Genomic DNA, 18,951 nt, shown 5'->3' with positions numbered 1-18,951 from the left:
CATGGGCGACAATTGGCGTCTGGAAATATTCAAAATTTCGCAACGCGGGCGGACCGTGCCCAGCTATCTCAACACAATCTCCTGGTCGGCCCACCGCAGGTAGCTGCGCGGCGCGGCACCAAGTTCGCGCCTGAACATCGCTGTGAAGGCGCTCGGGCTGTCATAGCCAACATCGAGCGCGACGTTGGTTACGGATTCGCCGGCGCCGAGGCGGGCAAGCGCTTCCAGCAACCGGACGCGCTGGCGCCAGGCCGAAAAGCTCTGGCCGGTCTCACGACGGAACATCCGCGTCAGCGTACGCCGGCTGAGACCGCTGCGGTCGGCCCAATCGTCGAGGGTGAGGTCGGAGCTGGTATCGGCGATCACAGCTTCGCAGATCCGGGCGAGACGCGGATCCAGCGGAATCGGCACGTGCAGCAACACTTCCGGCATCCGGCCGATCTCGCCTAGCAGGAGATCAACCAGCTGCCCGTCGCGCCCGTCCTCGTCGTAATCCACCGGCATCCGCACAGCCTCATCCATCAGCGCCTCTAGCAGCGGCGAAACGCGGATCAGGCGGCACGTCGCCGGGTAGCTCGGCACCTGATCCGGCTCGACATAGATGGTCTGGGCCTCGATATCGCCCCAGGCGCGCGATTGATGCACGATTCCTGCGGGAATCCACAGGCCATGCCCCGGCGGGATGACGAAATTGCCGCGTTCCGTCATCATCGAGGTGACGCCGACGGTCTGGAGGATGAACTGCCCTCGCCGGTGCGCATGACGCGTGCTGGTGCTCTCGGAGGGATAAGTCGCTGCCATAGCGACGACCGGCCGCTTCTGCGTCTGCAGATGGCCGGCATAGTTCGCAGCGGCTACCGGTCCGCATCGCTTGTGGCATGGGCGCTCAAGGCTGTCGCCGCCGGTCGGTGCTGTGCCGACTCTTACATTTATGTTCATCTGGACTCTTGATGTGAGATGCCTGCTCTCCTCACAGCAATGCATCTTCCGGGCCAGATGGCCCGATCGCGATGATCGCTGTCCCCTGTCGTGTAGCACAGAATACGGCGCTCCGTCACGATGGCGCAATCCGCAACGAAGGGGTTGGTCCATGAACAGGCGCGAATTCACTGCTGCAATGCTGGCCGCCAGTGCGGCCATCCCGCTCGGCATCACCAGAGCGGCTGGTCAGACAAAGGGCGGCACGCTCAACACGATCATCCAACCCGAACCGCCCATCCTCGTCACGGCATTTAACCAGCAACAGCCGACGCTGACACTGGGCGGCAAGATCTACGAGAGCCTGCTGAAATACGGCGCCGATTTGAAGCCGATGCCGGGTATGGCGCAATCGTGGGAGATCTCGCCTGATGGCCTCACCTATACGTTCAAGCTGTTCCCGGGCATCACTTTTCACGACGGCAAGCCGATGACATCAGAGGACGTTGTCTTCAGCTGCATGAAGGTGCTGACGGAGACCCATCCCCGCGCGCGGCAGAATTTCGCGCGCGTCGCGTCGGCCGAGGCGCCTGATCCGCTGACTGTCGTATTCAAGCTGAAGCAGCCTTTCGCGCCTTTCCTCGGCTGCTTCGACTGCACCTCGGCGCCAATTGTGCCGAAGCACATCTACGAGGGAACCGAGTTCCGCAAGAACCCGATGAACGACAAGGCGATCGGCACCGGCCCCTTCAAGCTGAAGGAATGGGTGCGCGGCTCGCACGTCCATCTCGTACGGCACGATGGCTACTACCGCAAGGACCAACCCTATCTCGACGAAATCATCTACCGCATCATCCCGGACAGCGCCTCGCGGGCGCTGGCGCTTGAGAATGGCACGGTCCAACTCGTGCAATGGTCCGACGTCGAGTTCTTTGACGTGCAGCGCTTCAAGTCGCAGAAGAACCTCGAATACACCACCAAGGGCTACGAATATTTCGCTCCGCACCAGTGGCTCGAGATGAACAATCGCGTCGCGCCGATGAACGACAAACGGTTCCGCCAGGCGGTGATGCATCTGATCGACCGCGACGCGATGAACAAGCGCGTCTATTTCGGCAACGCCAAGGTCGCAACCGGTCCGATCTCGTCGAAAACCAAATTCTACGACCCCAAGGTAAAGCGCTACGATTTCTCGGTCGAAAAGGCCATTGCGCTGCTCGACGAGATGGGCCTGAAGCCCGGCGCCAACGGCAAGCGGGCCGAGATCAAATACCTCGTGCCGCCCTATGGCGAGGTCTATCAGCGTGCCGGCGAGTTCTTCCGCCAGAGCTTCTCCAAGGCCGGCATCGATCTCGTTCTGGTCGGCACCGACATGGCGGGCTGGGCCGACAAGGTTGGCAACTGGGATTACGAGATGACGCAGAATTTGCTCTATCAACTGGGCGATCCCGCACTCGGCGTCGCCCGCACCTACATCTCGTCGAACATCAAGAAGGGCATCCTGTTCTCCAACACCCAGGGCTATTCAAACCCCGAGGTGGACCGGTTGTTCGAGGAAGCCGCGGTCGCGCTCGACGAGGCCAAGCGGCAGGAGCTCTATTCCAAGGTGCAGCAGATCCTGGTCGAGGAAGTGCCCGTCGCCTGGACCCTGGAGCTCGAATACCCGATCATCTACGACAAGGCGTTCAAGGAAATCGTGACGACCGGGATCGGCTCCCACGAGACCTTCGGCTCGGTCTACAAATCGTGACGGGGACCAGGAGCGCCGCAAGAATCGGGCTCTTGGTCGCCGCCTGGATTGTGCGGCTGGTCGCCATCATTCTGGTGATCGCGACCTTCAACTTCGTGCTGGTCCGCGCAGCACCGGGCGATCCGGCCATGGTCATGGCCGGGCAATCCGGCGCGGCCGACCCCAAGATCCTCGACGATCTGCGCAAGGAATACGGGCTGGACAGGCCCTATCTCGTGCAGCTCGGCACGCATCTTGGCCGTGTGCTGACTTTGGATCTCGGATATTCCTATCGCCAGCGCCGGCCGGTGCTCGACCTCATCCTGGAGCGCCTGCCCGCAACGCTGCTGCTTACGCTGACGGCGTTCTGTCTCGCGCTCCTGATCGGCACGACGCTCGGCGCGCTCGCGGGTCTGGTCGCCGGAAGCATTGCGGACACGGTTTTTACCGTACTCTCGCTGTTGCTTTACGCCACGCCGGTGTTCTGGCTCGGGCTGATGCTCGTCCTCGTCTTCTCGGTGACGCTCGGCTGGCTGCCGCCGTTCGGCTATGAGACGATCAACGCGAAGCACACGGCAATCGAGCGCATCTTTGACATCATGAAGCACATGATCATGCCTGTCATTTCGCTCGCCGCGATTTATCTGGCGATCTACGCCCGCCTGATGCGCTCCTCGATCATCGAGGTCTCGCACCAGGATTTCATCAAGACGGCGCGGGCCAAGGGCTTGGCGCGCCCGCGCATCGTCGTCAGCCATATGCTGCGCAACGCGCTGGTGCCGGTCGTGACGGTCGCGGGCATGCAGGCGGGCGCACTGGTCGGCGGCGCGGTCGTGATCGAGACCGTGTTCGCCTGGCCCGGCCTGGGCCGGCTCACCTTCGAGGCCGTGCTGCAGCGCGACTATCCGGTGCTGCTCGGCATCTTCCTGATCCTGTCCGTCATCGTGATCGCTCTCAACCTCGTGACCGACCTGATCTACCGCCTGATCGATCCGCGCATGACGACGGAAGCCGCCTGATGGACGCAGTCAAGGCTTTCCTGCGGCATCCGAGCGGAATGGCGGGGCTCGTCCTGCTCATCATCGTCCTGATCGTCGCGATCACGGCGCCTGTCGTATTCCCGGTCTCGCCGTGGGAGATGAACGGCACGCCCTTCACGCCGCCCGGCGAGGACGGGATGTGGCTCGGCGGCGATACGCTTGGCCGCGACGTCGCGGCGGGCGTGGCGCACGGCGCGCGCGTCTCGCTGCTGATCGGCATCGCATCCGCGCTGGCCGCCATGACGATCGGCGTCGTGATCGGTGCCATGTCAGGTTATTTCGGCGGAAAAGTCGATCTCGTGCTGATGCGGGTGACGGAATTGTTCCAGACAGTCCCGGCGTTCATTTTGGCGATCCTGCTGGTTGCGACCTTCAGCCCTTCGCTTCTCACCATCATCCTCACCATTGGCGCGGTGAGCTGGCCGCCGCTCGCGCGGCTGACGCGCGCCGAATTCCTGCGCTTGCGCGGGCGTGAATTTGTCGAGGCCGCATTATGCCAGGGCGAGAGCACGGCCCGCATCGTGCTCGGACACATCCTGCCGAACGCGATCTCGCCGATCCTCGTCGTCGTCTCGCTGACGGTCGCGACCGCGATCCTGCTGGAGAGCGCGCTCTCCTTCATGGGGCTCGGCGATCCGAACCTGATGTCCTGGGGTTTCATGATCGGCGCCGGGCGCACCGTCATCCGGCAGGCCTGGTGGATGAGCGTCTTTCCTGGCCTCGCGATCCTGATCACCGTGCTTGCCATCAACCTGTTCGGCGAGGGCCTCTCCGACGTGCTCAATCCGCGCGTCTCGAGGCGCCGCGCATGACAAACCCAAGCGTGCAGGACCCGGCATCCGTGCTCTCGGTCGAGAAGCTCTCGATTGCGCTGCCCGAAGGCGGCGACCGGCCGTTCGCGGTCGAGGACGTGTCGTTTGCGATCGGGCGCAACGAGGTGGTCTGCCTGGTTGGCGAATCCGGTTCCGGCAAATCGATGATCGCGCATGCGATCCTCTCGCTGCTACCGAAAGGCGTCGATATCGTGTCCGGCGCCGTGAAGGTGGTCGGGCAGGATACCGCCGCCCTCGATCGCCGCGCCCTGCGCCGGCTGCGCGGTGGCAAAGCCGCCATGATCTTCCAGGAGCCCTTGTCGTCACTTAATCCGCTGAAACGCGTCGGCGAACAGATCGAGGAGACGATCCTCACGCACCAGCAACCGGTGCCGCCGGCAGCCGCGATCAAGGCCAGGGTGCAGGAGCTGCTGACCCAGGTCGGCCTGCCGAACCCGTCGCTGCTTGCCAACAGCTATCCGTTCGAACTCTCCGGAGGCCAGCGCCAGCGCGTCATGATCGCGATGGCCACCGCGAACCAGCCTGAGCTGCTGATCGCGGACGAGCCGACGACCGCGCTCGATGTCACCACCCAGCGCCAGATTCTCCGCCTGATCGACGATCTCAGGCGCGAGCGCGGCATGGGCGTGCTGCTCATCACCCATGATTTCGGCGTGGTGGCCGACGTAGCCGATCGCGTCGTCGTGCTGCGCCACGGCAAGGTCGTCGAGCACGGCTCGGTCGAGCAAGTGTTGCGCAATCCGCGCGATCCCTACACCCGCGAACTGATCGACGCGGTGCCGAAGGCGCATGTGAAGAGCCGGGAGACCGCATCGCAGGCCGCACCGCTGCTCGACGTCGTGGAGCTGCGCAAGACTTTTCGCGTTAAACGCGGCTGGCTGCAGCCGCCGCGGGAAGTGGTCGCGGCCGACGGCATTTCGCTCACGCTGCATCAAGGCGAGACGCTGGCTGTTGTCGGCGAGTCCGGTTCCGGCAAGTCGACGCTCGGTCGCATGATCATGCGGCTGACGGAGCCCGATTCCGGCGCCATCCGCCTCGGCCACCAGGACCTGCGGCTGCTCCGCGGCGAGGCGCTGCGCCAGGCGCGCCGCGGTCTCCAGATCATATTCCAGGACCCCTTCTCCAGCCTCGATCCGCGCCAGAAGGTCGGCGACGCCGTGGCGCGCGGCCCGATGGCCTATGGCACCGCACGCGACGAGGCGATGGCGCAGGCGCGGCAATTGCTCGCACGCGTCGGATTGACCGCCTCGGCCGCCGATCGCTATCCGCACGAATTTTCGGGCGGCCAGCGCCAGCGCATCTGCATCGCGCGCGCCCTCGCGCTGCGGCCGAAGGTGCTGATCGCCGACGAGGCCGTATCCGCGCTTGACGTTTCGGTGCAGGCACAGGTGCTGGCGCTGCTCGCCGAACTGCGGCGCGAAATGCGGCTGGCGATGATCTTCATCACGCATGATCTGCGCATCGCGGCCGAGATCGCCGACCGCGTCATCGTCCTGCAGCATGGCCGCATCGTCGAGGAAGGAACGACCGCGGCCGTGTTCACCAACCCGCGCGAGGCCTATACGCGCGACCTGCTCGACGCGATACCGGGGCGCCGCTTCTTCGACCAGCCAAATTTCGCGCGACAACGCGAGGCGCTCGCATGATGAGAGCGCTATGCTGCTCCCGAGACACACTGCCGATCTTGTTGTGAAACCCTGCAAGGACTGACCCGTGTCGCAAAGCAACGTCATTCCCCTTCCCGCCGGCGCCCGCGAGCGCATCGAAGCCGCGGTCGAGGCCGCCTTCGAGGCGCAGATCGCAACCACGATCGCCTTCTCGGCGATACCGAGCACGCGCGGCCAGGAAGCACCGTGCCAGGACATGATCGTGCGTCTGCTGCGCCAGCGTGGCTACGAGGTCGACGACTGGATCATCAACCAGGACGACCTGAAGGCGCTGCCCGGCTATGGACCGGTCGAGACCGATTTCTCGCGCGCCCGTACCGTCGTCGGAACCTATAGGCCCGCCGAAGAAACCGGGCGGTCGCTGATCCTGCAGGGCCATTGCGACGTCGTGCCAACCGGCCCGCTCGACATGTGGAAGCGACCACCTTTCCGGCCTGTCGTCGAGGATGGCTGGCTCTACGGCCGCGGCGCCGGCGACATGAAGTCCGGCACCATCGCCGCGCTCTACGCGCTCGATGCATTGAAGGCTGCGGGACTAGCGCCGAAAGGCCGCATCCATCTGCAGTCGGTGATCGAGGAGGAAAGCACCGGGCTCGGCGCCCTCTCCACGCTCCAGCGCGGCTATCGCGCCGATGCCTGCCTGATCCCCGAACCCACCGACGGGAAGCTGATGCGCGCCCAGGTCGGCGTGATCTGGTTCCGCCTCAAGGTTCGCGGATTGCCGGTCCACGTCTCGCACGCCGGCACCGGCTCGAATGCCATCAAGGCCGCTTATCACCTGATCCAGGCCCTCGAAGGACTGGAGGCCGAGTGGAACGAGCGCGCCAGGAGCCATCGCTTTTTCGGCAAGGTCAGACATCCGCTCAATTTCAATCCCGGCATCATCAAGGGCGGCGACTGGGCCTCGAGCGTTCCGGCCTGGTGCGACGTCGATTGCCGCATCGGCATCCTGCCCGGCTGGACGATCGCCGATTGCCAGGCCGAGATCGTCGCCTGCGTCGCGAAGGCCGCCAGGACCCATCCGTTCCTTGCCGATAACGCGCCTGAGGTCGTCTGGTCCGGCTTCCTGTCGCCGGGTTATGAGGTGACCGGCGCGCAGGACAGCGAGGCGGTGCTATCAGCGGCGTATGAGGCCGTGTTCGGTGGCCCGCTCGAGGACGCCTGTTTCACCGGCCTCACCGACACACGCTTCTACGGGCTCGATTACGATGTTCCCGCATTCTGCTTCGGCGCCAGGATGGAAAACGCGCACGGTTTCGACGAGCGGGTAGAACTCGAATCCGTGAAGAAGGTCACCAAGACGCTGGCGCTGTTCGTCGCGGGTTGGTGCGGTGTCGAGGTGGCGTAAAAACGCAACAAGACAGGAGGAGGTCTGCCATGGAGAGCAACGGCGCGGGCGGCAAGCCCTTGGTCCGGACGCCAGAAGATCTGCGTGCGCATTTCGGGCAGCTAAGCCCGCTCGCCGAGAAGAAGGTCCTGTACCATCTCGACAAGTTCTGTCGCGAATTCATCGCGCTCTCCCCGTTCCTGGTCCTCGCATCGAGCGATGGCAAGGGCAACGCCGACGCGAGCCCGCGCGGTGACGCGCCGGGCTTCGTCGCGGTGCTCGACGACAAATCGCTGCTGATCCCGGACCGCCGCGGCAACAACCGGGTCGACACGTTCGGCAACATCCTGGCCTCGCCAGGTATCGGCCTGATTTTCCTGGTGCCGGGCATCAATGAAACGCTGCGCATCAACGGCAAGGCGGAGATCACCCAGGATCCGGCCCTGCTGACGCCGCTGGCGGTGCAAAACGTCGTGCCGATCATCGGGCTCAAGGTCCATGTCGATGAATGCTATTTCCATTGCGGCAAGGCGCTGATGCGCTCGAAATTGTGGGATCCCAAAGCCCAGGTCGAACGCCACAGTTTCCCGACCCTCGGCCGCATCATCGCCGAGCAGACGGCGGCCATATCAGTTGAAGTGGCCGAGCAGACCATGGAGGAAGGCTACCGGACGAGGCTCTATTGATGAATTAGGTGTCTCGACCCCGGACGGCTCTGCCAGCAATATTGGGTTTCGCGTTGTCCAGACATCGAATCGCGTGGGCCACGATGACGGTCTTTTCCAATAGTGCACGACCATGCCAGCGTTCGACCAGCCGTGGAGAACGTGAGTAACCGACCAATGGGCGCTCGACGGGCTGCGGTCGGGTTGTTAAGCCCGCCTCCGCAGGGAGACTTTGAGTCGAGACATGACCGTTGCGATCGAGATGGGCCACACAACGGCAGGCGCCCCGGCTAACCTGGACCTTGAGGAACTGCTGGCAACGCGCCTGCTGGTGCAGGGCAATTCCGGCTCGGGCAAATCCCATCTGCTGCGCCGGTTGCTGGAACAGAGCGCCCCCTGGGTGCAGCAGACCATCATCGACCCCGAAGGCGACTTTGTTGCGCTTGCCGACCGTTTCGGCCACCTCCTGATCGATGCCCAGGACCATACCGAGCGGGGCCTGCAGGTCGCCGGCGAGCGAGCGCGCATATATCGCGTCTCCACGGTGCTCAATCTCGAGGGGCTTGACGCCGAGAACCAGATGCGGCGCGCCGCCGCCTTCCTCGGCGGGCTTTTCGAGGCCGCCCGCGACCACTGGTATCCGATGCTGGTGGTGGTGGATGAGGCGCAGCTGTTCGCGCCGGCCGTCGCCGGCGAGGTTTCGGACGAGGCGCGCAAACTCTCGCTCGGCGCCATGACGAACCTGATGTGCCGTGGCCGCAAACGCGGGCTTGCGGGAATCATCGCCACCCAGCGACTGGCAAAACTCGCCAAGAACGTCGCGGCCGAGGCGTCCAATTTCCTCATGGGGCGAACCTTTCTGGATATCGACATGGCGCGCGCTGCTGACCTGCTGGGCATGGAGCGGCGACAGGCAGAGGCCTTCCGGGATCTGGAGCGCGGCCAATTCATGGCGCTGGGGCCGGCCCTGTCTCGCCGTCCGCTGGGGCTGCGCATTGGTCCGACGGATACAACGCCGCGCAACGCGACCCCGCGCCTGATGCCTCTGCCGGAAGCGACATCGGACGCACACGCCATCATCCTGGCAGCGCCGCCGCCCGAGCATAATCGGCCCCAGCGCCGGTCGCCACCCGACCTCCTCGGCCAGCTCATGGCGGCGAAGTCAGCGGCGCTGGAGATCCGTCCCGAATCGGTGGAGCAGCCGCTTAGCGCTGAGGCACTGGCGGAGCGGCATGAGCGCGTGGACCGCATTCTGCGCGCCGTCATGGCCGAACCCGACGCCGGGTTCCGTGCCATTGGCGTCCTCTATCAGGAGTTCGTTGTCCGCTGCCGAATAGAGGGCCTCGGTTCGGCTGTGCCGGACCTGGGTGACTTCCGTCGCATGCTGACGCGCGCCCGCGCCGGGCTCGGCTCCGATATGGCTGACGATGACGGCTGGGAGGATGTCTCGGTCCGCGCCTCCCTTCTGCCGGAGGATATGCAGGGCGTCTTCATGATGATCGCCCGCGCCGCGAAGGAAGGTTGGCCCTGCCCGGGCGATGCAGCGATTGCCCGGGCCTATGGCTCACATTCGTTGCGCCGTGCACGGCGTCTGCTGACCTACATCGAAGAGCAGGGCCTCATCGTTTGCCAGCTCGACGGTGCAGGTCGGCGGATTGTGACGCTCGTCGAACTGGCCTGGGCGACGGCACCGGGCGACCCCAATGCCGAGGAACTGCCGGCGGAGCAAGGCTGCAGCCCGGCTCTATGATGTGACGGTCGAGCGCGCACTCAGGGGATACAAGCCGTGGTGATCACTTAAATCACGCCGGAGAACCGTAAATCTTCGATCTCTGCGCTGCTTAGTTCGAGCAGACCTTTGTAGATATCCTCGTTTTGGGCACCCAGCCCCGCGCCAAGCCAGCGGATCTCGCCGGGCGTTTCCGACAGCCGTGGTACGACGCCGGGAACCGCGATCTCGCCGGCGCGCGAGTCCGTCATTTGGATGTTACCCCGGGCGCGGTATTGCGGGTCTTCGAAAATATCCGCGATGCTGAAGATCAGACTGGCCGGCACGCCTCCCCTCGAACAAAGCGCAAGGACGCTGTCGAGGTCGAGCGAGGCGACCCATTCGGCGACGATGCGGTTGACCTCGTCGCGGGCCGCCAGCCGCAGCGTCTGTGGACCATATCGTTCCGCCGAGGCCAGTTCCGGTTGCCCCATCGCTTCCGCCAGCCGCGCGAACATCTGATCACTGGTGCAGGCGATCGCGATCCATTTGCCGTCCTCGGTCTGGTAGTGGCTGTGCGGGCAGACATTGACCGCGTCCGCGCCCATTCGCTCGCGTACATAGCCGAACTTCTGATAGGCAGGCGCAATCTCGTCGAGCACGCGAAACACCGATTCGTACAGGGCAAGATCAACGCATTGCCCCTCGCCGGTCGTTTTGCGGGCTTGCAGCGCGACCAGTGCGCCGATGGCGCCGTACATGCCCGACATGTAGTCGGCCAATGATGTCGAACCTGGAACAACGGGAATGCCACCGGGCTCGCCGGCAAGATAGGTCAGGCCGGAGAACGCATGCGCGATGCGGGCAAAGCCCGGCTGCGTCCGCATCGGTCCATCCTGCCCGTAGGCCGAGATGCGCACCAGGATCGCACCGGGATTGATCTTTTTGAGCTCCTCATAGCCGAGCCCCCATTTTTCCAACGTGCCGGGCCGAAAATTCTCGACGATGATGTCGCATTTCGCGGCGAGGCGCTTCAGCAGTTCCCGCCCGCGCTCGGTCCCGAGATTCAGCGTGACGCATTTTTTGTTGCGGGCTTCGGAGAGCCAAACCAGCGTATCGCCGCATTCGGTATTGGTTCCAAGACGCCGAAGCGAGTCGCCGGTCTTTGGCGGCTCGATCTTGATAACCTCGGCACCGAATTCACCGAGAATGGTGGCGCAATGCGGCCCCGCGATGAACGTGCCGAGGTCGAGGACCCGGATCCCCTCAAGTGCGCTCACGGCTTTCCCCCGATGCTGACTGCCCGATCGAGCAGTTTCCTGGCCAACTTGATGTGCATGAGAGCGGTCATCTCACCGCTCTTGGTCCTTGAGCGCCCCGCGCCCTTCGCGTTCGGCCGCCGCCATCGCTTCAATGACCTCGTTGGCCCAGGCAATCTGTCCGGCGGTTGGCGTCAGCACCTTGTCGCTCCATCCATCATGGGGAGGCCGGAGAAGGGATAATTTTGATTTCTCGACAGCTTACATTACTCTTCAAAATTTCTCCAAATGGCCGATGGACATGGCGCTATCCGACGACGCTGGAAAGGGCAAACTCGCAATATCGCTAACGACGGCCAATGCACGAAATACCGTCGCGTGGTCTATCGCAACCAAATGCAACACACCGCAACAAGACCTGGATGTGCGATGGTTGACCAGTGCAGGCATCCCAAGCCTGACCGAGCCGTTAAGACCGGAGGAGATCGCCTTCTGGCTAGCGGCAGTGCATCCCTCTCACGACCAAGACACCGATGGATTGGGCACGCTCAGCTTCGAGCAAGCTGCCGCGGTGCTCGATGGCGAGGAAGCCAGCCGCCTGGTGCGCTTCGTACACATTGAGGATCGAAATAGCTACCTCGCCGCACATGCCGGCGTCCGCCTTTTACTGGGGAGCATTGTGGGGCAGGCTGCCGACGCCTTGCGGTTCAGGCCGTCCGAGCACGGCAAGCCGATGCTCGTCACAGGCTCGGCGGACATCGACTTCAGCCTGAGTCACGCAAGAGGTGTGGTCGCTGTCGCTGCTGCGCGTTCGCCTGTCGGTGTCGATGTCGAGCCCTTGCGAGAAATCCCCGATCTGGATTCCGTGAGTGAGATCGTCCTGGCTCGCGAAGAGCGTGAGGTCCTGTGGAGCACTCCTGCCGCATTCCGCTCGCGGCTGTTTCTTCGTTACTGGACCCTCAAGGAAGCCATACTTAAGGCAGCCGCGCATGGATTCATCATTCCACCGCACTCGGTGATCATCGACGCAGGCCCATCACCCGCCGTTCTTTCACTACCAGCAGCGCTCGGGCCTGTCTCGCAATGGCGGCTGATAGCCCCGCCGCCTGAAGGCTAGAGCCTTTTCCGTTCCGATGGAATCGGAACGGGGCTCTAGATTCTTGTTTTGACGCGTTTTCTTCACGCGAACCGGTGTCCACTTCGCTTGAAAACGCTCTAGGCTATCAGTTCGCGGCGCGAGATCGTCAAAAGCAGCGACTCGGCGATTTCCTGCGAACGGCTGGCCAGAACGGAGAGCAACGTGTCGCTCAGGCCGTGAGAGGCCTCGGAATACCCCTGGAGATGGATTTGCGGCCGAAACGCAGGGCTCGTGGCGAGCCTGTAATTGCGGTCGACAACGTCGTCCTGGATATAGCGCCGTATCGGCTCCAGAAACGCGTGTGGCGTTTCCCTGTCATAGCCGGTCGCAAGGATAACGGCATCGTAGCAGGAGCGGCGGTCCCGACCGTCGAATTTATCGACCGTTCGGATTTCAATGCCTTCAACGGCCGCGAGCACTTTGGTGATCTCGCTGCGCGGATGCAATTCGATGCCCGTCGTGCCGCTGACGCGCTGCTGGTAGAGCAAGCGATACAACTGATCGAGCAGATCGGAATCGACCACGGCATAGTTGGTATTTCGAAAATTGTGAACGATCGCATTCCGGCGCTCGTCCGGCTGGGCGTAGATAAAATCCGTGTAATCCGGATTGAAGATTTCGTTGACGAACGGACTGCTGTCGGACGGCTTTAATGCATGGCCGCGAAAGATCAGGTCAATGTTCGCGTGCGGAAAACGGTTTCGAAGATCGACCGTCACCTCGACCGCACTCTGCCCTCCCCCGACAACGGCCACGCATGCCGCCTTGCCGCCGAGGCCGGCGGACTCGACCGTATCGAGGTAGCGGCTTGAGTGGAACAATCTGGAATCATCGGCGATTTTCGCGAAGACCTGCGGGATATTGGGCTTACCTCCCGCCGCCACGACAAGGTTCTTCGCAAGCCGCACCGTTTCACCGCCGGCGAAGTTGCGTGAATAGACCCGCAACGAATTCACCGACTGCCCCGCTGTTACGGGTTCGATGGCAACGACGGCTTCGCCGTAAGCCGCTTGTGACTTGAACTGCGCTGCCACCCACCGCAGATAATCGTTGAACTCCATCCTGCTCGGATAGAACGTCCGACAGTTGATGAAATCCTGCAAGCGGCCGTGCTTGTGCAGATAGTTCACAAAGGTGAACGGACTGGTCGGATCACGCAACGAAACCAGATCCTTGAGAAACGAGATCTGCATATCGCTACCCGGCAAAAGCATGCCGCCATGCCAGGTAAATTGGCGCTGCCTCTCGACGAAAAGAGGAGTGCATTTCAAGCGTGACCTTCTGGCGCACTCGTCCAGCGCGATCGCAAGCGCGAGATTGGACGGACCGAATCCGACGCCAATGACGTCGTGCTCGATGGCAAGCTGATGAGACATAAAGCTGCGCTCCGTTCGCGCGTTAGGCTGTGGGTGCCGGATCGGCCGCCGCCGGTAGCCACAGCCGGTCACCAAAGAAGCGCTCGCGCAGCAGCATGACCAGGGTGGCCCGCTTGTGTGGAAAATCGAAGTTCTTGATCCTCGCGAATCCCGAGAGTTCAAGGTTGCGGAGTTGCTGCGAATGCGCCGCCGCCGGCTCGCCGACGATCCGCTGCGTTCGGCAATCATCCAGGAACATGTAGTGCATCAGCGACGGCAGCCATGCGCTGAGGTAGCGGCGTCCACGATAGGCGTCCTCTCCGACGACAACGTGCCAGCCGCGATCGTAATCATCGGCATCGTAAAACGGCGCGATACGGTTCTCCTTGGCCCAATAGACCTCGAAATAGCCGAATGGCGCGTCGCCGAAGCAGCCGATCAGCGGCAGCATGTGCGGATCGGCCAGAATGGTGGACAGATACTTGCGATGCTTTTCCAGATCGCCGGCTTCGTCCCAGAAGGCGTCGACGCGAGGATCGTTCATCCAGCGGTGCAGCAAATGAAGATCATCATTCAGATCCGCGACACGGAACGAGATGATCTCGGCGAGCCAGGGGATGAAGCGGGCATACACCATCCCCACCGGCTTTTGCGGACGCCGCGGATGCCGTTTTCCGTCCGTCATGACGTGCAGTTGCGGCATTGGCGACCGCTCGGCATCGACCAGCCAGTTGTCACGACGCTGCATGACCAAATCCGGAAGCAGCACGAGGTTGCTTCCGGCCACGACGGCGAGGCCATCGTCGAGCAATTCGCGCGCAATCGGCTCCCGGACCGAATCCAGAAAAATCCGGTCGAGACCCGGGCGCCATCCGAACATTGCCTCTGCAGCCGCTGAAACCGCCCGCACCGCAAGCCGCGGATCGTCGGGAGCATCAAGCATCTTCAGATGATCCAGCTGCTCATCGAGACGCAGACGCATCATCGTAGCGCCACCTGCAACGACCCGCAGCTCCGCACCGTCCTGCAGGACCGTCGCGGCGGCGCGCGGCCCGACCGGAAACGCATGAGGATCTTTCGCGGAGCTCGACGCTTTGTTCATCCGGCACTCGTATTGACGTGATTGCTTCAAACAAGACGCGATCTTCGCTCACGCACGCGATGTAAATCACTCCCGTGCAGGATGACAAGGAATGCCAGCGCACCCAGTTTAGATTCCTTACAAAACCAATGAATGACCAGGCCGGGACGTTGCATGCCCTACTCAAGGCCCGCGCCGGTGGTGCCGGAACTTAGATTCAAATTTTCCGCGAGAATAAAATAGGTCTAAATTGGCGCACCGGTTGGAACAGATGACGGCTGCATGACGTTATGGACCTTGGCCTCGCCAGCGACAATCTTGCCATGCCGGAGCCGCACAAGGTGGTCCGCCGCGCCAAAATAACGGTCGTCATGTGAGATCACGATGATCGTCTTGCCCAGGCGCTTCAGGTCGGGCAGCAATTCGGTGTAGAAGATATGCCGGAATGCCGGATCCTGATCCGCCGCCCACTCATCGAACACCAGAACGGGCCGCTCCTCGAGCCATGCATTCATCAGAGCCAGCCGCTTGCGCTGGCCGGTGGACAGATCCGTCGTCGTGAATACGCCATTTTCAACCGAAACCTTGTGCGCGACCTCCAATCGCTCAAGGTACCGCTCCGCGATATCGGGCACCATTCCCGCTCCCTGCAAAAGATCTTCAAACAGGTAGTAGTCGGAAAATATTGTCGTGAAGAGCTGCCGGTAGTCATCGCGGGTTTCCGTTACGACCGGCAGGCCATCGCGCAGCACCGCGCCGCTCTGCGGGGCATAAAGGCCCAGCAGCAGTTTGATCAGCGTGGTTTTTCCGCTGCCATTTTCGCCGACAATGAAAACGATGTCCCCTTGGCGGATATGCAGGTCAATCGGCCCAAGAACGAAGGGATTGCTGCCGGGCACCGTGCGGAAGGTGTACGATACCCCTCGCAGTTCGATCGATTCGATCCTGGCCGATGCTTCCGGCGCGGTCGAAGGCGCAGCCAGCAAATCCTGCTCAGGCGTGGAGAACTGTTCTGAGAGCTCAGCGATGCGGCGCATCGCCACCTGTGCGCGGCCGAGTGCGGGCAGAATGCCTATCACCTGGTCAATAGGACCCCGCATATAGAGCAGCACCAGCACAAAACCGCTGGAGACCGAGGCCGGACTGTCCGGCCACAGGAATGGGCGCAGCGTCAGCGCCACGCCGATCACCACAAAGAACAGCATCGTGCCGAACGCCCGTGCGGTGACGAAGAGATTGATGGACTTGATCTGCACCGTGCTGATCAGATCGACGGTACGCTGGAGCTTGTCGACGTACACGCGCTGCCGGCGGATGCGGTTCAGGCGCAATTCCTTCGCGCCCTCCGCGATCGCCCGGTAGTGCTTCTGCAACTCATCTTCCGAGTCGCGGGCGGCATTGAAGCCCCGAACCCCTCGCGTTCGCGCAAAGGCATGCGCCAGCGAACCCAGGATGATGACCAATCCCGTGATCAGAAACAGCGGCCACGACAATACCGCCAGGTAAACCATGCAGCCGAAAGTGATGACGACGGACACGAAGAAGGACGAGAAGAAGAACGCGAAATCGCTGATCGTGTCGACGTCCTGGGTGAGAACCGGGATCAGGCGATGGGTGCGGTAAATCTCGAGTTGGTCGATCGGGGCCGCCAGAATCTTGGCCGCAAGCGACTTCCGAAGCTCGGCAATGATCCGCTGCCCGACATAATTGGCGCTTATATCGGAACCGATCGAACCAATCAGGATCAGCGAACACAGGCCCGCAAAGGCAAAAAGCAGCGTCACGACATCGCTCTGCGACGCATAGAGGCCACGATTGACGACCGCTAGCAGCCCCGCAACGCTGGCGCCGCCGACAATACCGAGGACGACGCCACCGAGCACAATCGGCCAATACGGCCGCAGGAGATGCAATATCTGCGCGGTCAGGCCGCTTGGTGGGATCATCATGAGTGCCGCGCTGGATTATGGCTGAAGCGAACCTACACGGCCCGTCGTGACACGAACAGCCTTGCTGGAGTGATGCGAATACATGATGGCAGCATGGCTATTCCAGCGGTTATTTTCCGGTCTTTTTCGATCGATTCTAATTTGTGATCGGCAACGCGGTTAATAAAATGTCGGGTAGTACCCCCTTTGCATCGCAGCCGAAGAGCGCGTAGGACATGGATCCGGCCGCCGTATCGGACCGCGATACCCGGAAATCGAAGCGCTCGCAGGCCAGCATCGGACAGGCCCGACTGGAGCAGGCCCGACTGGAGAATGACTTTGGATTCGCTCGTCTCCGAAACCCGCATCCAGCTTGCCGATGCCGCCGGTCTTGCTGCCCGAATGATTGATCATCTGGCCGAGCATGACATCGCCTTCGAGGATCAGGGCGGCCTGATGGTGGCGAAACTGCCGTTTGGAACCAGCTCGCTCGCCGTCGAGGCCGAGACACTCAGGATTCGTGTCGAGGCCAACGACAAGGGTCACCTCGAAATGCTGCGTTCGGTCGTAGCATCCCACGTCATCGAGTTCGCAGGCGACGAGGCACCGACGATCGTCTGGTCCGGCCATGAATCGGATGGCGGGACGCTGGCCAATTTCCGCGAGGTACGGCTGAAAGCGGCGATCGATCTCACGCCCCGCATGCGCCGGCTGACTTTCACCGGGGACGACATCACGCGCTTCCTGGATGACGATGACCTGCACGTCCGGCTGTACTTTCCACCGGAGGGCCTCGCCAAGCCTGAATGGCCGTGGCCTGCCGCGGACGGACGTATCATGTGGCCCGAACCGGACCGCAGGCCTCTCACCCGCTACTACACGATCCGTCGCATCGATCTGCAGACCCGCGAGATCGATATCGATTTCGTGGTTCATGACCATACCGGACCTGGCTCCGCATTCGGGCTCAACGCGCGAGCCGGCGCCATTTGCGGCATGGCCGGCCCGCTCGGGCGAGGTATTCGTCCGGCGCGCTGGTTTATGCTGGCAGGCGACGAAACCGCCCTGCCCGCCATCGCGCGCATTCTCGAAACATTGCCGGCGACGGCAATGGGTGACGTCTTCATCGAAGTCGCCGACCAGCTCGAGGAGGTTCCGCTGGTCGCGCCAGCCGGCATGTCGGTTCGCTGGCTGCATCGCGGCGACCGTCCGGCCGGGACGACGCAGCTGCTGGTCGATGCCGTCAAGGCCCTGCGATGGCCCGATCATCGCGAGGTCTTTGCATGGGTCGCTTGCGAAGCACAGGCGCTGAAGGCGCTGCGAAACCATTTGCGCGATGAGCGAAAACTTTCCCGCGAGCAGCATCTTGCGGTCGCGTATTGGAGCCTGCGTCAGCCATGACGTCCCGACGTCCGATACGTGGACCGGCCGGGCTGCGTTCTCCCTGCACCACATAGTTCCACCAGGCGCTCCCCATGCACGCAGTTCTGCCAACCGAAACCGCCCCGGCGACGCGCGACGCGGCCATGCCCTTGTTCGAACTGGACCAAGTCAGCTTCGCGGTGGCAGGCCGCGCGTTGCTCGAACCGCTGACCCTGACCCTTCCCGCTCGCAGCGTCGTCGGCCTGATCGGACACAATGGCTCCGGCAAATCGACCTTGCTGAAGATGCTGGCGCGGCAGCAGCCAAACTCCTCCGGTACGATCCGCTTTGAAGGGCGTCCATTGCGAGAATGGAGCGATCGGGAATACGCGCGAAAGGTGGCCTACCTGCCGCAGCAGACCCCGCCCGCCGCCGGCATGCTGGTCAAGGAGCTGGTCGCGCTCGGCCGTTATCCCTGGCACGGCGCGCTCGGCCGATTTGGCGATACCGACCGCAACAAGGTCGCGGAAGCCATGGCGCTCACCCACATCGAGCCGTTTGCGGACCGGCTCGTCGACACACTGTCAGGCGGCGAGCGCCAGCGGGTCTGGATCGCCATGCTGGTCGCGCAGGACGCCGAATGCCTGCTGCTCGACGAGCCGATTTCAGCGCTCGACATCGCCCATCAGATCGAGGTTCTGTCGCTGGTGCAGCAGCTCGCCCGTGAGCGCAACCTTGGCATCGTCGTCGTTCTCCACGACGTCAACATGGCCGCCCGCTTCTGCGACGAGATCATCGCGCTGCATTCGGGCAAGTTGATAACCCGCGGCGCGCCTGACAAGATCATGACGCCGGCCGAACTCGAAACCATCTACGGCATCCCGATGGGGGTGATGCCGTCTCCGGATCAAAGCCACCTCATCAGCTTTGCGCGATGAAAG

15 protein-coding genes are annotated in these 18,951 nt (G+C 62.8%); 10 read left to right on the top strand and 5 right to left on the bottom strand.

Going from position 1 to position 18,951, the window contains the following annotated elements; genetic code table 11:
- Positions 1-63: 63 nt before the first annotated feature.
- A complete protein-coding gene (locus JQ629_RS28280; protein WP_212415402.1) occupies positions 64-939 on the bottom strand; it encodes an AraC family transcriptional regulator in 876 nt (291 codons plus the stop codon).
- 151 nt (positions 940-1,090) lie between these two features.
- Here JQ629_RS28280 and JQ629_RS28275 point away from each other — a divergent pair, with 151 nt between their 5' ends.
- From JQ629_RS28275 to JQ629_RS28245, 7 genes are all read left to right on the top strand, one after another.
- Positions 1,091-2,668 (top strand): ABC transporter substrate-binding protein, encoded by a 1,578-nt coding sequence (locus JQ629_RS28275; RefSeq protein ID WP_212415401.1) that lies wholly within the window; start codon positions 1,091-1,093, stop codon positions 2,666-2,668.
- Positions 2,665-3,666, top strand: coding sequence for an ABC transporter permease (locus tag JQ629_RS28270; protein WP_502753394.1), 1,002 nt, complete (start codon positions 2,665-2,667; stop codon positions 3,664-3,666). The genes JQ629_RS28275 and JQ629_RS28270 overlap by 4 nt, the downstream gene beginning before the upstream one ends.
- A complete protein-coding gene (locus JQ629_RS28265) occupies positions 3,666-4,499 on the top strand; it encodes an ABC transporter permease (RefSeq protein WP_212415400.1) in 834 nt (277 codons plus the stop codon). Before JQ629_RS28270 ends, JQ629_RS28265 begins: the two co-directional genes overlap by 1 nt.
- On the top strand, positions 4,496-6,166 hold the full coding sequence (locus JQ629_RS28260; RefSeq protein WP_212415399.1) for a dipeptide ABC transporter ATP-binding protein: 1,671 nt from the start codon (positions 4,496-4,498) through the stop codon (positions 6,164-6,166). The genes JQ629_RS28265 and JQ629_RS28260 overlap by 4 nt, the downstream gene beginning before the upstream one ends.
- Before the next feature lie 67 nt (positions 6,167-6,233).
- Positions 6,234-7,535 carry an ArgE/DapE family deacylase gene (locus JQ629_RS28255; RefSeq protein WP_212415398.1) on the top strand — a complete coding sequence of 434 codons (1,302 nt, stop codon included), beginning with the start codon at positions 6,234-6,236 and terminating at the stop codon, positions 7,533-7,535.
- Positions 7,536-7,564: 29 nt separating this feature from the next.
- Complete coding sequence (locus JQ629_RS28250) at positions 7,565-8,200, top strand: pyridoxamine 5'-phosphate oxidase family protein (RefSeq protein ID WP_212415397.1); 636 nt, start codon at positions 7,565-7,567, stop codon at positions 8,198-8,200.
- Positions 8,201-8,423: 223 nt separating this feature from the next.
- A complete protein-coding gene (locus JQ629_RS28245) occupies positions 8,424-9,929 on the top strand; it encodes a helicase HerA domain-containing protein (RefSeq protein WP_212415396.1) in 1,506 nt (501 codons plus the stop codon).
- A gap of 47 nt (positions 9,930-9,976) precedes the next feature.
- Here the strand turns inward: JQ629_RS28245 and JQ629_RS28240 are convergent, their stop codons facing one another.
- Positions 9,977-11,167, bottom strand: a complete 1,191-nt coding sequence (locus JQ629_RS28240) for a CaiB/BaiF CoA transferase family protein (RefSeq protein ID WP_212415395.1) — start codon at positions 11,165-11,167, stop codon at positions 9,977-9,979.
- A gap of 181 nt (positions 11,168-11,348) precedes the next feature.
- Between JQ629_RS28240 and JQ629_RS28235 the strand changes: the two genes are divergently transcribed.
- The gene (locus JQ629_RS28235; protein ID WP_212415394.1) at positions 11,349-12,263 is read left to right on the top strand and encodes a 4'-phosphopantetheinyl transferase family protein; all 915 of its coding nucleotides are present in this window, start codon (positions 11,349-11,351) and stop codon (positions 12,261-12,263) included.
- Positions 12,264-12,361: 98 nt separating this feature from the next.
- On the opposite strand, the gene JQ629_RS28230 is transcribed toward JQ629_RS28235, so the two are convergent.
- The 3 genes from JQ629_RS28230 to JQ629_RS28220 form a co-directional block, all read right to left on the bottom strand.
- The gene (locus JQ629_RS28230) at positions 12,362-13,732 is read right to left on the bottom strand and encodes a lysine N(6)-hydroxylase/L-ornithine N(5)-oxygenase family protein (protein ID WP_349631332.1); all 1,371 of its coding nucleotides are present in this window, start codon (positions 13,730-13,732) and stop codon (positions 12,362-12,364) included.
- Complete coding sequence (locus tag JQ629_RS28225; RefSeq protein WP_212415393.1) at positions 13,683-14,741, bottom strand: GNAT family N-acetyltransferase; 1,059 nt, start codon at positions 14,739-14,741, stop codon at positions 13,683-13,685. The genes JQ629_RS28230 and JQ629_RS28225 overlap by 50 nt, the downstream gene beginning before the upstream one ends.
- Positions 14,742-14,965: 224 nt before the next feature.
- Complete coding sequence (locus JQ629_RS28220) at positions 14,966-16,633, bottom strand: cyclic peptide export ABC transporter (RefSeq protein WP_502753392.1); 1,668 nt, start codon at positions 16,631-16,633, stop codon at positions 14,966-14,968.
- A gap of 354 nt (positions 16,634-16,987) precedes the next feature.
- Here JQ629_RS28220 and JQ629_RS28215 point away from each other — a divergent pair, with 354 nt between their 5' ends.
- Positions 16,988-18,049 (top strand): siderophore-interacting protein, encoded by a 1,062-nt coding sequence (locus JQ629_RS28215; protein ID WP_212415391.1) that lies wholly within the window; start codon positions 16,988-16,990, stop codon positions 18,047-18,049.
- A 74-nt stretch (positions 18,050-18,123) separates the two neighbouring features.
- A complete protein-coding gene (locus JQ629_RS28210) occupies positions 18,124-18,948 on the top strand; it encodes an ATP-binding cassette domain-containing protein (RefSeq protein WP_249135325.1) in 825 nt (274 codons plus the stop codon).
- Positions 18,949-18,951 lie beyond the last annotated feature (3 nt).

This window comes from Bradyrhizobium sp. AUGA SZCCT0222 (assembly GCF_018130205.1).
Classification (GTDB): Bacteria; Pseudomonadota; Alphaproteobacteria; order Rhizobiales; family Xanthobacteraceae; genus Bradyrhizobium.
The sequence above is the reverse complement of the archived record's forward strand: the minus strand, read 5'-3'. Positions and strand labels throughout refer to the sequence as shown.

Excerpts from the sequence above, each read along its gene's own strand:
- JQ629_RS28225 (WP_212415393.1), bottom strand. The coding sequence starts at position 14,741 with ATGAACAAAGCGTCGAGCTCCGCGAAAGATCCTCATGCGTTTCCGGTC.
- JQ629_RS28210 (WP_249135325.1), top strand. The coding sequence starts at position 18,124 with ATGCACGCAGTTCTGCCAACCGAAACCGCCCCGGCGACGCGCGACGCG.
- JQ629_RS28280 (WP_212415402.1), bottom strand. The coding sequence starts at position 939 with ATGAACATAAATGTAAGAGTCGGCACAGCACCGACCGGCGGCGACAGC.
- JQ629_RS28250 (WP_212415397.1), top strand. The coding sequence starts at position 7,565 with ATGGAGAGCAACGGCGCGGGCGGCAAGCCCTTGGTCCGGACGCCAGAA.
- JQ629_RS28245 (WP_212415396.1), top strand. The coding sequence starts at position 8,424 with ATGACCGTTGCGATCGAGATGGGCCACACAACGGCAGGCGCCCCGGCT.
- JQ629_RS28275 (WP_212415401.1), top strand. The coding sequence starts at position 1,091 with ATGAACAGGCGCGAATTCACTGCTGCAATGCTGGCCGCCAGTGCGGCC.
- JQ629_RS28260 (WP_212415399.1), top strand. The coding sequence starts at position 4,496 with ATGACAAACCCAAGCGTGCAGGACCCGGCATCCGTGCTCTCGGTCGAG.
- JQ629_RS28265 (WP_212415400.1), top strand. The coding sequence starts at position 3,666 with ATGGACGCAGTCAAGGCTTTCCTGCGGCATCCGAGCGGAATGGCGGGG.